The sequence below is a fragment of the Verrucomicrobiia bacterium genome, assembly GCA_036268055.1.
In the GTDB taxonomy this organism is placed as follows: Bacteria; Verrucomicrobiota; Verrucomicrobiia; order Limisphaerales; family Pedosphaeraceae; genus DATAUW01.
In genome coordinates this window covers 1-12,741 of sequence record DATAUW010000001.1, presented here as the reverse complement: position 1 = coordinate 12,741, position 12,741 = coordinate 1, and the positions used below count along the sequence as shown (strand labels likewise).

General features: G+C 55.9%; 9 protein-coding genes and 1 pseudogene. 7 read left to right on the top strand and 3 right to left on the bottom strand.

Going from position 1 to position 12,741, the window contains the following annotated elements; translation table 11 throughout:
* Positions 1 to 467: 467 nt before the first annotated feature.
* From VH413_00050 to VH413_00035, 4 genes are read left to right on the top strand one after another with little or no spacing between them, the layout of a single operon-like run.
* Positions 468 to 1,124, top strand: coding sequence for a bifunctional 4-hydroxy-2-oxoglutarate aldolase/2-dehydro-3-deoxy-phosphogluconate aldolase (locus VH413_00050; protein HEX3797062.1), 657 nt, complete (start codon positions 468 to 470; stop codon positions 1,122 to 1,124).
* A complete protein-coding gene (locus tag VH413_00045) occupies positions 1,121 to 1,909 on the top strand; it encodes a 3-ketoacyl-ACP reductase (GenBank protein ID HEX3797061.1) in 789 nt (262 codons plus the stop codon). Before VH413_00050 ends, VH413_00045 begins: the two co-directional genes overlap by 4 nt.
* A 26-nt stretch (positions 1,910 to 1,935) precedes the next feature.
* Positions 1,936 to 3,312 (top strand): glycosyl hydrolase, encoded by a 1,377-nt coding sequence (locus VH413_00040; GenBank protein HEX3797060.1) that lies wholly within the window; start codon positions 1,936 to 1,938, stop codon positions 3,310 to 3,312.
* A gap of 17 nt (positions 3,313 to 3,329) precedes the next feature.
* Positions 3,330 to 4,799 (top strand): NADH:flavin oxidoreductase, encoded by a 1,470-nt coding sequence (locus tag VH413_00035; GenBank protein HEX3797059.1) that lies wholly within the window; start codon positions 3,330 to 3,332, stop codon positions 4,797 to 4,799.
* A 149-nt stretch (positions 4,800 to 4,948) separates the two neighbouring features.
* Here the strand turns inward: VH413_00035 and VH413_00030 are convergent.
* The 3 genes and pseudogenes from VH413_00030 to VH413_00020 form a co-directional block, all read right to left on the bottom strand.
* A pseudogene (locus VH413_00030) lies at positions 4,949 to 5,173 on the bottom strand (plasmid stabilization protein).
* A 20-nt stretch (positions 5,174 to 5,193) separates the two neighbouring features.
* Positions 5,194 to 5,343, bottom strand: a complete 150-nt coding sequence (locus VH413_00025) for a hypothetical protein (protein HEX3797058.1) — start codon at positions 5,341 to 5,343, stop codon at positions 5,194 to 5,196.
* A gap of 394 nt (positions 5,344 to 5,737) precedes the next feature.
* Positions 5,738 to 8,206, bottom strand: coding sequence for an ATP-binding protein (locus tag VH413_00020; GenBank protein ID HEX3797057.1), 2,469 nt, complete (start codon positions 8,204 to 8,206; stop codon positions 5,738 to 5,740).
* 264 nt (positions 8,207 to 8,470) lie between these two features.
* Between VH413_00020 and VH413_00015 the strand changes: the two genes are divergently transcribed.
* The 3 genes from VH413_00015 (at position 8,471) to VH413_00005 (ending at position 10,861) form a co-directional block, all read left to right on the top strand.
* Positions 8,471 to 8,965 carry a pyridoxamine 5'-phosphate oxidase family protein gene (locus VH413_00015; protein ID HEX3797056.1) on the top strand — a complete coding sequence of 165 codons (495 nt, stop codon included), beginning with the start codon at positions 8,471 to 8,473 and terminating at the stop codon, positions 8,963 to 8,965.
* Between the two features lie 193 nt (positions 8,966 to 9,158).
* Positions 9,159 to 9,725, top strand: coding sequence for a hydrolase (locus tag VH413_00010; GenBank protein ID HEX3797055.1), 567 nt, complete (start codon positions 9,159 to 9,161; stop codon positions 9,723 to 9,725).
* Between the two features lie 446 nt (positions 9,726 to 10,171).
* Positions 10,172 to 10,861: a hypothetical protein gene (locus VH413_00005; protein ID HEX3797054.1), complete on the top strand. Its 690-nt coding sequence runs from the start codon at positions 10,172 to 10,174 to the stop codon at positions 10,859 to 10,861.
* The last annotated feature ends 1,880 nt before the right edge of the window (positions 10,862 to 12,741 follow it).

Genomic DNA, 12,741 nt, shown 5'->3' with positions numbered 1-12,741 from the left:
TGGCGGCGAAGCCAGTTTTTCCACGACGCGCCCGCGCATGGCGGGCAAGGTATGTTGATCTCGGAACGCCACGCGGCGATAGTCCGCGAAAAAAGGATATGGGGCAATGGGAAAATGCGGCTGGAGTTTTTTTTGGGCGTTGGGTATTCGGGAGGAGATTTGACGCAGAGGCGCAGAGGCGCAGAGGCGCAGAGAGGAGGGAAAGGAATTTTTTTGGATTTGAGGATTATGGCTTAAAAAATTGGATTAACTTAGGGCCATTGGGAGAGCCCGGTCACATAAATCCATTCTTTAAATTTGTTCTAATCTTTTCTTGCTCTGTGCCTCTGCGTCTCTGCGCCTCTGCGCCTCTGCGTTAAAATAGAATACCCACGGCTTTCGATTACACCGAGGTAGAAATAAAAACAGATTGCGGCGACGCGCGCGGGGCGGTTATAAAGAATTAATAATTATTTATAAACCCGTTCATGCGTTCCAAAAATGAAATCGTCGCGCGGCTGCTGGATCCGGGGATCATTGCGGTGGTGCGGGGAAAATCCGCCGAGCAAATTCCGGCGTTGACTGAGGCGCTGCTGGCGGGCGGGGTGATGGCGATTGAGATCACAATGACGACGCCGAATGCGCTGGCGGCAATTCGTGAGGCGAGCCAGAAATTCGGGGCGCGCGCGTTGATCGGCGTGGGCACGGTGCTGGATGCGCGGACTTGCACGGAAGCGATTGCGGCGGGCGCGGAGTTTGTGGTGAGTCCGATCGTGCGGCCGGAAATTGTGATGGCGGCGCAGGCGGCGCACAAGCCGGTGATGCTGGGAGCTTATACGCCGACGGAGGCGCAGACGGCGTACGAGGCGGGGGCGGATTTCATCAAGATTTTTCCGGCGGACGGTTTGGGCGTGAATTATATCAAGGCGTTGCACGCGCCGCTGCCGCACTTACGCATCGTGCCGACGGGCGGGGTGCATTTGCATAATGTCGCGGAATTTTTGAAGGCGGGTTGCTGCGCGCTGGGAGTGGGGTCGTCATTGGTGTCGGCGGAGATTTTGCGGGACTCGAATTGGCCGATGCTGACGAAGCTGGCGGGCGAATTTGTGGCGGCGGCGAAAAATGTTCCCCGCAAAAATCAATGAGCGCGAATCCTGTGGTTCTGGTGACGGGGGCGAGTCGCGGGCTGGGGCGCGGCATTGCGCAGAGTTGCGCGCGGCTTGGCTGTGATGTCGCGATTCATTACCAGGGGAACGAAGCCGCCGCGCGTGAGACGATTCAACTTTGTGAGCGGGCGGCTATATGCGAGCAGAAGTTTGCGCCGGTGCAGGGGAATATTGCCTTGAGCGCGGATCGGGCACGGCTGTTCGATGCGACGCTTGCGGCATTCGGACGGCTCGATGCGTTGGTGAATAATGCGGGCATGGCGCCGCGGGTGCGTGCGGACATCACCGAGGTGGGCGAGGAAAGTTACGACGAGGTAATGGGCGTCAATTTGAAGGGGCCATATTTTCTCACGCAACTCGCGGCGCGGCACTTTTTGAAACACCCGAACCAATGCCGGCTGGCGGGCGGTTATAAAATTATTTTCATTACGTCGGTTTCGGCGGACACGGCATCGGTCAATCGCGGCGAGTATTGTTTGTCGAAAGCGGGGCTGGCGATGGCGAGTCAATTATGGGCGACAAGGCTTGCAGGCGAAGGCGCGCAGGTTTTTGAAATCCGGCCGGGCATCATGGAGACGGACATGACGGCGGGCGTGAAGGAAAAATATGACAAGCTGATCGCCGACGGTTTGATTCCGCAAAAGCGCTGGGGCAAACCGGAGGATGTGGGGCTGGCCGTCGAGGCGATTTTGCGGGGGAGTTTTCCATACGCGACCGGGGAAGTTATTTACCTCGACGGCGGTTTTCATTTGCGCCGGCTCTAGCGCGCATCCGCACAAACAATTTCATCATGAAAAAAATTGAGACGCGCCTCACGGCGGAAAAATTGCTGCCGCAAGCGCAGGAAGTTTTTGAATTGTCGGCGGAGAAAATCCTTCGGCTGGAAAAGCGGTGGAAAAATAATTCCGGCGCGCCGGTTTTCACCGTGAAGGGAAAATATACCGCGCGCGGCTGGACGGAATGGACGCAGGGCTTTCAATACGGCTCGGCGATTTTGCAATTCGACGCGACGGGCGATGAAAAGTTTTTGGAAATCGGGCGCGCGGCGACGGTGCAAAAGATGGCATCGCACGTGAGTCATATCGGCGTGCATGACCACGGCTTCAACAACATCAGCACGTACGGAAATCTATTGCGGCTGATGCGCGAGGACCGCATTCCGTCGAATGTGTGGGAACAGAATTTTTACGAATTGGCGGTGAAACTTTCGGGGGCGATCCAGGCGTCGCGCTGGACGCAGCTTTCGCCGGACCGGGGATATATTTATTCATTTAACGGGCCGCATTCGCTGTTCAGTGATACGATCCGTTCGTTGCGCGCGCTGGCGGTGGGGCATCAACTTGGCCATTGCCTGATGGGGGAAAAGGACAGTCGAATTCATTTGCTGGCGCGGCTGCTGCAGCACGTCGAGGCGACGGTGGAATATAATGTTTATTTCGGCAAGGGACGCGATGCGTATGACGTTCCCGGGCGCGTGGTGCATGAGTCCATTTTTAATTTGAACGATGGAAGTTATCGCTGCCCGAGCACGCAGCAGGGTTATTCGCCGTTTACGACGTGGACGCGCGGGCAGGCGTGGATTTTGTGCGGGGCGGCGGAGCAACTGGAATTTTTGACGGAGTTGCCGGCGGAAGAATTTCCGAAAAGTTTTCCGAAGGCGAAAGTTTTAAAACGGCTTACACAAACAGCGGAAGCGATCGCGCAATTCTGGGTGGAGCAGACGCCGGCGGATGGAATTCCTTATTGGGACACAGGCGCGCCGGGGCTCGCGAAGATGGGTGATTATTTAAATCGCGTGGCGGACCCGTATAATGAACATGAGCCGGTGGATAGTTCGGCGGCGGCGATTGCGGCGCAGGGATTTTTGCGGTTGGGAAATTATTTCTGCGCTCACGGGCGCGGAACGGAAGGAGAGAAGATGCGGGGTATTGCGTTGACGCTTGCGAAAAATTTATTTGCCGAGCCGTATCTTTCGCGCGAGGCGAATCATGAAGGACTTTTGTTGCACACGGTGTATCACCGGCCCAATGGCTGGGATTATGTTCCGCCGGGTAAAAAGATTCCTTGCGGCGAATCGGCGATGTGGGGGGATTACCATCTTCGCGAATTAGCGCTGATGATTTTGCGCGAGGCGACGGAGCAGCCGTATTACAAATTTTTTCTCTGAGGAAAACGAAAGAAACCATGCCACCCATTACCATTGTTCGCGTGCCGTCGCTGAAAAGCATCGAGGCTTTTGGCGAACACGTCCGCAGCCTGAATATTGATTTGCGGTTCGAGAAACAAATTTTCACCGGCGCAGAGTCGGCGTTGACCAGGCCGATACCGTTCAAGGGCCGCACGATTGGGAATCGCTGGGCGATTCATCCGATGGAAGGCTGGGACGGCACTGAAACGGGTGGCGTGACGGAGCCGATGATCCGGCGGTGGCAACGGTTCGGCGAGAGCGGGGCGAAATTGATCTGGGGCGGCGAGGCGATGGCGGTGCATCCCGATGGACGCGCGAATCCGAACCAGATCATCCTCAATGAGGAGAACCAGGCAGGCATCGCGAAATTGCGCGAAACGCTGGTGACGGCGCATCGTGAAAAATATGGCCGCACGGATGATTTGGTGATCGGTTTTCAACTCACGCACTCGGGGCGTTTCTGCAAGCCGCGCGACAAGAAAAAAATGGAGCCGCGCGTGGCGTATCGGCATCCGCTGTTGGACAAAAAATTCAACGTGACGAGCGACGAGCAGATGTTCACGGATGACGAGTTGAAGAGGTTGATCGAGAATTATATTGCGGCGGCGAAAATCGCGGCGGAGGCGGGCGCGGATTTCGTGGACATCAAACATTGCCACGGTTATCTGCTGCATGAATTTTTGAGCGCGCATACGCGGGCGGGAATGTTCGGCGGGTCGTTTGAAAATCGCACGCGGATGTTGCGCGAGATCGTGGCGGGAATCCGGGCGGCGTCGCCGAAGCTGGAGATCGGTGTGCGGTTGAGCGCTTTTGATTTCGTGCCGTTCAAGCCGGATCCCACGCAGGCGAAGCCGGGCAAGCTCGGGCCGGGCGTGCCGGAGGATTTTTCAAATTGTCTGCCGTATCAATATGCGTTCGGCGCGAAGCAGGACAATCCGGTGGAGTATGATTTGACGGAGACGGTGGAGTTGCTGCGCTGGTTCGAGACGCTGGGAATTCATCTGGTGAATCTCACGGCGGGCAGTCCATATTATAATCCGCATATCCAGCGTCCGGCGATTTATCCACCGTCGGATGGGTATCAGCCGCCAGAAGATCCGCTGGTGGGCGTGGCGCGGCAGATCAATGTGGTGAAGGAATTGAAGGCGAAGTTTCCGAAATTGATTTTGGTGGGAACGGGTTACTCGTATTTGCAGGAATATTTGCCACAGGTGGCGGAGTATTATGTGCGGCACGGGCACGTGGATTCGGTGGGACTCGGGCGCGCGGTGTTATCGTATCCGGCGATGCTCGCGGACGCGACGGCGAAGGGAAAACTCGAGGCGAAATTCATCTGCCGCACATTCAGCGATTGCACGACGGCACCGCGCAACGGGCTTCGGTCGGGATGCTATCCGCTGGATGAGTATTACAAAAATTTTGAGGATGCGCCGAGGCTAAAGGAGATAAAAAAGGGGCAAGTGTAAGAGCCGTTTTTAACCGCGGAGACGCGGAGGCGCGGAGGTACTGAGGAAGTTTTTTTGCCACGGATTGAACACGGAAGAAACACGGAATTGGAGAATCCATGTTTGATCGGTGTTCAATCCGTGGCTGAAATGAATCAGGATTTTTTACGGGCGCGTCCGCCGAGGCGACCGCCTTTGCGGGCGGGGGCGTGGTTCTCGGTTTTGCCGCGGCCGGAACCGCTTTTTTTGCCGCCGTGGGTCATTTTGTTGACGGTGGCCCAGGCGCGGCGTTCGGATTCTTTGGTGCCGAGTCCGCGTTTCTCATAGCCTTCCTCGATGTGTTCGGCCTGGCGTTTTTGTTTGCCGGTATAGCTGGATTTATCACCTTGTGGCATAAGTATGGTTGGATTTTGGTTCAGTGGTGTTTGAAATATTGGACGGCGCGTTCATGTTTTTCGGCGGCGGCGCGGGAGTTGAAGGTGCCGAGGTTGCGCTTGCGTCCGGTGCCCGGATTTTTCTTGAGGGAGTAAAGGCGGAATTTTCCGCTGGCAAGTTTTCGTATCATAACGAGGAAGTTTTTAGCTTGGAAAATGCCAGCGGAGGTTTTCGCGGGTTTGTGCGTGGTGGGAAATGACGGGGGCGCAGTTTGCGAGGGTTTTTTGAGGGCTGGGAGGCAATTTGCGTGTTGGGGAACGGGGAGGAGAGATGGAGGCGGAATGATGAGAGTTTTATTGTGTTCAGTGTTGGCGTACGGGCTTGCCTCGCTGCGCTCGGGATAGTTTTTTTTTGCCAGGATTTTCCCCAGGGTAGGCTCGGGGACGAGCCAACCCTGGGCTTTGCAGGCAGAACTTCGTTGAAGTTCTCAGATAGGACTCAAAAATGGACACGGAGTGATAACTCCGTTCGGCCACGACGAACTGATGTCTCGGCGGTTTTGACTGAAAGGGATAAAAACTGGATTAAGTTAGTACGGGAGAGGTCGGAGGTTCGGTGGCTTGGCGGAGTTGGACCCAGAGGCGGGTTCCGTGGCCGGGTTCGGATTCGAGGCCGACGGTCCCTCCCATGCGTTCGACGGCGCGCTTGACGATGGCGAGGCCGATGCCGGTTCCTTCATAGACTTCGGGCCGATGGAGTCGCACGAATATTTTGAAGAGTTGTGGCTGGGATTCTTTGGGGATGCCGATGCCGTTGTCTTCAAACCAAAGCCGCACAGAACCGGCGGGCACGGGATTAGTGTCGGTGGCGGAGGTTTGCGGAGTTTGGGCCCATAGGCGGATTTGCGGTTTGACGCCGGGGGCGACGAATTTGACGGCGTTGCCGAGGACGTTGGAGATAACTTGAGTCAGTGCGGCCTGGTTGGCGATGACGGGAGGTATCGGGCTGGCGATGGTGATGCCGGAGCGAGCCTGGAGCAGTGCGGGGTATGACTCGATGATTTCGAGGGTGAGCTTTTCGACGTCCACGGAGTCGAGGTTTAATTCGCCGCGGACGACTTTGCTGTAATTGAGGATGTCCACTATCAAGTGGTCCATGCGGGTGGCGGAGGCGATGAGGCGGTGGAGATATTCGCGGCCGGTTTCGTCAAAGCGGGGGCCGAATTCCTCGTCGAGCAAGGTGCTGAAACCGACCATCGAGCGGAGGGGCGCGCGCATGTCGTGGGCAATGCTGTAGGAGAAGGCTTCGAGTTCCTGGACGGTTTCGCGCAGGCGCGCGGTGCGTTCGGCGATGGTGGCTTCAAGGTTTTGGTTGGTCTGTTCGAGTTCGATGCGCGCGCGGGAAAGAGCAGCCTCGGTGCGCTGGCGTTCGGTAATGTCCATGACGACGCCGGAGAAACGCAATGGTTTGCCGTGGAGGTCGCGCTCAACTTTGCCGCGCGCGGTGACCCAGCGGACGGTTTTGTCCGGCTGCACGAGACGGTAGTCCATTTCATATTGGCTTTGATGATTATGCAGCGTCTCGATCATGGCCGCTTCGACTTTTGGACGATCCTCGGCGTGAATGGCGTGGAGATATTTTTGGATGGAACCACCGGCGGCGTCCTGCACGGACACGGAAAAAAAGCGGGCGAGATTTTTGTCGGCGAAAAGGCGGTCGTTGGGAACATCCCAGGTCCAGGTGGCGACCTGGGTGGCGGCGAGCGTGGCTTCGAGGCGGTCCTGGGTATCGCGAAAGGCAGCTTCGGCGACCTTGCGCTGGGTGATGTCGCTGGTGAGGCCGAGGAGGGTCTCGCCTTCGTTATCGGAGGAAACGGGGATGATGCGGGTAAGCGTCACGCGGCCGCCGAATTCAAATTCAAAGGATTGTTCGTGGAAGGATTTGAGCGCCTGCTGGCAGGCAGTTTCAAAACGCTCGCATAGTTCGAGCGTGGTGCCGGTTTCGGCGATGGTTTTGCCGAGGTATTGCGCGGGGGGAAGGCTGGAAAATTTTTCGATGGTGGGGCTGATGTAGAGGTAACGAAATTGGCGGTCGAGGCGGAAGACGACGTCGGGGATATTTTCGACGAGTTGCGAATAGCGATGTTCGCGCTGGGCGAGGGCGTGGGCGGCGGCATTGAGGCGAGCGGCGTTGAACCAGGTGAGGCCGACGAAGAGGAAGGTCGTGGCGAAGGCGATAGTGGCGACACTGTATTCGGCGGAGTGGATTTTGCCGCCGGCGATGTGCAGCGCGAACCAGCCGAGCGCGAGCGGCAGGACGAGGGAAGTGACGAGCAAGCGGCGAAAGACGGAACTGGCTTGCGTGCGCGCGGTGAGCGATTCCATGAGGTCGCGATCAGGATCGCGCAGAAGCAGGGCAATGGAACCGGCGAGGAAAGCGAGCGCGGTGGGCATGGCCATGTAGGCGCTTTGCGGGCCGAGGCCGACGATGGTCATGTGCCCGAGCAGGTAACCGATGATGGCTTGCGCCGGGAAGATCATGCTGCCGAGCGCGGCCCAATGTGCGGTGCGCCGCAGGCGCGGGATCGGGCAGTTGAGGACAAAAGCGCCGGCGGCCATGAGCGAAAAAGTGAGGGCGCTTTGCGGGGCCATGCGCCCGGCGAAGGTGGTGCCGATGAGGTTAAAGTCTTGATAGACGAATTCATCGAGGCCGAAATTTTGCGAGAAAAAATATTCGCAAAGTGTCAGGAGCGCGATGAGGAGGACGAGGGCGGAGCCGAGGATGCTGAGCGCGCGGGAGGTTTTTCCGGATTTGAAATTCAGCAGCAGCGAGCAGCCAATCAGCGAGAGGCAAAGGGCGGTGTTGAATTTCATTTCCGCGCCGCTGTGTCCAAAGGAGCGGAAAGCCGGCTGATGAAAAAACCAGCCGGCGAGGCCCATCAACCCAAACGCGAGGGTGGCGAGCGAACAGGCGCGACCACCCCATAACAGCCCTTGAGACGATTCGACATCCGAGACGATGTGTTCCCGGTCAATTTGTAGTTCGAGTTCCAAAACAATGATCTGATTTGCCGTGTCCGGCGGCGCGGCGATGTTAGACCGCCTTAACTGGCAAATTAATCATAGGTAGAAGCATGCCAAAAATGACATTGTTCGCAGGGTTTTGAAGAAATCGGGACGGGGAAATTGTCATCGCGGATTGCGAGGAAAATTGCTCACAGGCATCACATTTTGCAAGGGAATTGGGAGGAAAAGCGGTTTTTAAGCAGGATTGTGCGGACCAAAGGCGGGCATGTTTCATGCGAAATACTATCTATTATGCAAACGATGACAGAAAAAATTCACGGGTTACTCACGAAATTTGACACGGCGGTTCTGGTCACTCACGGACGCGATAGCAATCCGCGGGCGCGGCCGATGGGGATTGCGAAAATTTCGGAGAGCAACGAGCTTTGGTTTTTCACGGGGCGCGATTCGGAAAAAGCCCACGAGTTGCGGGACGATGAACAGGTGTTGCTGGTGTTTCAGAAAGATCACAGCGCTTATGTGTCGCTGGTGGGGCGGGCGTCGCTGGTTTCGGACCGGTCGGCGATTGCGGAATTGTGGAAGAGCAGTTACAAGACGTGGTTTCCCGGTGGCGTGGATGACCCGAACCTGTTGCTGATCCGTGTTCACGGCCAGGAAGTTGAATACTGGGACAACACCGGTTTCAACAGTGTGAAATATCTTTTCGAGACGGCGCGCGCTTATATCACGGGCAACAAACCTAATGTGACTGAGCCGGAGCAGCACGCGCATGTGGCGATGAAATAGATTTGTAATTTTATTGAGCGACGGGACGCGTGGGTAAACGCGTCCGGTTTTTTTGGCTTGGTGATGGTTTGCGAAGAGAAGACAGAAAGGGACCGCGGCGGCGCAACAACGCCTGCCAATATTGATGAAATGGGTTGCGGGTTTTGGGAGGGTGATTCAGACTTCGGGTGAACTTAATTATTTGAAAGATTCCATGATACAACTCTCTCCTGAAACTACGGCGCTGGTATTGATTGATTTGCAGAAGGGCGTGGTGGCGCGTGAGTGCGTGCCTTATACGTCGGAACAGGTCATTGAAACGGCGAAGGCGCTGGCTGAAAAATTTCGCAAGGCGGGCGCGACGGTTGTGCTGGTGAATGTGGCGTGGTCGAGCGATTTCAAGGATGCGTTGCGGCAACCAGTGGATAAGCCGATGCCGATTCCGCCGGGCGGGTTTCCGGCGAATTTTGGCGAGTTGGTGGAGGGGCTCGCGAAGCCGGGGGATGTGTTGGTCACGAAACGGCAGTGGGGCGCGTTTTATGGGACGGAACTGGATCTGCAACTGCGGCGGCGCGGGGTGGAGACGATGGTGCTGGCGGGCATTTCGACGAATATCGGGGTGGAATCCACGGCGCGGCAGGCGTGGGAACTGGGTTATGCTTTGGTGCTGGCGGAGGATGCGACGAGTGGGGCTTCGGCGGCGATGCACGCGTTTGCGATGGAGAATATTTTTCCGAGGATCGGGAGGATCGCGAAGGCGGCGGAGATTGAATTGAAATAGGAGGCGGCAGCGTGCGGTGAAGAGTGGGTCTGAAGAGGTGGATGAACCAAGGCTCGGTCTTCACCGCCACAAACACAATGCTTTCACTGACAGTTTTACCGACATTTGTGCCGTGAGGCTGGGTTTCTCGAAAAAAGATAGGGAAAAAGCAGTATTTCCTAATGAAATGAAAGATTTTTCGTTTCCACACGCGCTGGGAATTATTGAAGATTTGTCGGAATCGTAAAAAAACGTCGGAATCGCTTACACTTCTCGGTGGAATGGTGATTTAATCAGCGGCGGGAAATTATTCATATTATTCTGATATTAAACAGTTTATGATTGCAATTCATGTGGTGTCAAATAATGGTACACGGTTTGCTGATTCCTCTTCGACTTCTGTTGCGACTGGATGGTGCAATCGGAATGATGTTTAAAGTCAACGTAAACCTAATTATATTAATACAATGAAAAAAATCCTCTTGCCCGCTGCAGCGATTCTCATTGCTGCTGTATCCGGTAATGCCCAGACGTTAGGAACTCCTCCGACCGTTACTGGCATTCCTAACGCTTACGGTGGTATTGATCCCAGCCAATCTACTTACACACAAACCACTGTTGGCGGGGATACCGTGACGCTGGCGTTGGATGCCACGCCGCACGTCTCCAGTCCGCTCGCTCTCAATCCTCCTCCAGTGAACACCCTCGGTGTTGGCAGTTATGGCGTTTCCACTGGTATTGGCGGCGACCTTCGCTCGTTCTGGAACTATGATTTCGCGGTTTCGTCCTCTTTGGATCAGCTCTCGGCTTATAATTTGACGTTGACCGTGCTGAATGTTTTCACTGGTCAATCCGCCACTTATAACCCGGCGGCCATTGGCGACAACCATACTCCTGCTGCTGGCACTATCGGCAACAGCGAGAGCTTGGATTTCACCTTGACGAACCCATTCTTCGGTTCGATCAACTATGATCCGAATGCGAATGCCACCTATGACATCACTCTGACTGCCTCGCAAAACGGCGCATCGGTCGCGAGTGACGCGATTCAGATCACCGCTGGCACAGGTTCGGCTCCGGACGCGACCTCCACGATGGGCTTGATGTCCTTCGCCCTCGCTGGTTTGGGCCTGGTCTCCCGCCGTTTCCGCAAATAATCGCGGTTAGAGCACAAATTACAACCGCATCTCCCGCGAGGGAGATGCGGTTTTTGTTTTTTTATCTTTACGATAGTGGAAGCAGATCGTTTGAGTTGTCGGAAAATTTTACGGGTTTTAAAAATTGGCGAGGGAAACCAATGTGAATGAGATCATGATGAGTTCAAGTAGGTGACCTGCTTCGAGGTTCCTGGAGGGGATGGTGGAGCGGCAGTTTCGGTCCATTACATTTTGAGTTGGTGTGTTGGGAGGAGAAGACGGTGTTACGGCTCGCGGGTACGCTCTCCCTCCCGAATTAAGGGGGGGTGGGTGGCGGGAGAACTTCGGACGGTTGCGCGGCAGCGCAGCCCTAGCAGGTTAGAGAAAGGGGTGGGCGGCGCTGTCGCGCCGCGGTTCGACCCTACTATTCACTAGATTTCAGTTTTCTTTGCGAGACTTCGGATGGTGGAGCGGAGGTTCCAGGAAAGATCGGCTTGCGATGAATTATCGGTTGTGGTTCCGGCATCCTTTCAGGATGCAAACGGGAATGGGATTGGTGCCCCGGGGGTGTCGGCGCGGGAACGCGCCTTTACCGCCCGGCTAATATCCGTCAACCCTCCGGGTTGCGGGGGTGGGGAGAATGGGATGGGAGTTTTATTATATTTGGTGTTGGCGTACGGGCTTGCCTCGCTGCGCTCGGGATAGTTTTTTTGCGGGAATTTTTCCCCAGGGTAGGTTCGGGGCGAACCAACCCTGGGCTTGGTTGCGGAACTTCGTTGAAGTTCTCAGATAGAACTAAAAAAATGGGAGGTGGTGCGGAGTGCCGCCCTACTGTGCGGTAGAATTTTATGGTGGTGAATGCGTCCGCGTCTTTTTACTTTGAGAATTCTTTCGTCCTTAGCAGGACTTGGTTGGATGGTTTGAACACCCAGCAATAAATTGCTGGGCTAAGGTCTATCGTCCCTGCGGGACTTTGGGGGCGGAGCAAAGTGTCGTTCTACCACACACTAAATACGGATGGTTCCTGTAGAACTTCGGACGGCTGCGCGGCAGCGCAGCCCTACCAAGTTAGAGAAGGGGTGGGCGGCGCTGTCGCGCCGCAGGTGCGCCTTACTATTCACTAGATTGTCAGTTTTCTTTGCGAGACTTCGGATGGTGGAGCGGAGGTTCCAGAAAAGATCGGCTTGCGACGAATTATCGGTTGTGGTTCCGGCATCCTTTCAGGATGCAAACGTAAACGGGATTGGAGGTCCGGAGGTGTCGGCGCGGGAGCGCGCCTTTACCGCCTGGCTAATCTCCGTCAACCCTCCGGGTTGCGGGGATCGGGTAGAATGGGATGGGAGTTTTATTATATTCGGTGTTGGCGTACGGGCTTGCCTCGCTGCGCTCGGGATAGTTTTTTTTGCGGGAATTTTTCCCAGGGTAGGTTCGGGGCGAACCAACCCTGGGCTTTGTTGCGGAACCTACTTCGAGGTTCTCGGAGGGGACGGCGGTGGCACGGCGGTTTCGGTCCGTCACGTTTTGAGTTGGTGTGTTGGGAGGAGAAGACAGGGTTACGGCTCGCGGGTACGTTCGCCCTCCCAAATTAAGGGGCGGTGGGTGGCGGGAGGTGTGGTGTAGAGATTAAGTTTTCTTTCGTCCTTAGCAGGACTTGGTTGGATGGTTTGAACACCCAGCAATAAATTGCTGGGCTAATTTCTGTCGTCCCTGCGGGACTTTGGGGGCGGAGCGGAGTGTCGTTCTATCACACGCTAAATAGCGGTGGTTCCTGTAGAACTTCGGACGGCTGCGCGGCAGCGCAGCCCTACCAGGTTAGAGAAAGGGGTGGGCGGCGCTGTCGCGCCGCAGGTGCGCCTTACTATTCACTAGATTGTCAGTTTTCTTTGCGAGACTTCGGATGG

Bases quoted from the DNA above. Each gene is read 5' to 3' on its own strand.
- VH413_00050 (HEX3797062.1), top strand. From the start codon at position 468: ATGCGTTCCAAAAATGAAATCGTCGCGCGGCTGCTGGATCCGGGGATC.
- VH413_00045 (HEX3797061.1), top strand. From the start codon at position 1,121: ATGAGCGCGAATCCTGTGGTTCTGGTGACGGGGGCGAGTCGCGGGCTG.
- VH413_00040 (HEX3797060.1), top strand. From the start codon at position 1,936: ATGAAAAAAATTGAGACGCGCCTCACGGCGGAAAAATTGCTGCCGCAA.
- VH413_00035 (HEX3797059.1), top strand. From the start codon at position 3,330: ATGCCACCCATTACCATTGTTCGCGTGCCGTCGCTGAAAAGCATCGAG.
- VH413_00025 (HEX3797058.1), bottom strand. From the start codon at position 5,343: ATGATACGAAAACTTGCCAGCGGAAAATTCCGCCTTTACTCCCTCAAG.
- VH413_00015 (HEX3797056.1), top strand. From the start codon at position 8,471: ATGCAAACGATGACAGAAAAAATTCACGGGTTACTCACGAAATTTGAC.
- VH413_00010 (HEX3797055.1), top strand. From the start codon at position 9,159: ATGATACAACTCTCTCCTGAAACTACGGCGCTGGTATTGATTGATTTG.
- VH413_00005 (HEX3797054.1), top strand. From the start codon at position 10,172: ATGAAAAAAATCCTCTTGCCCGCTGCAGCGATTCTCATTGCTGCTGTA.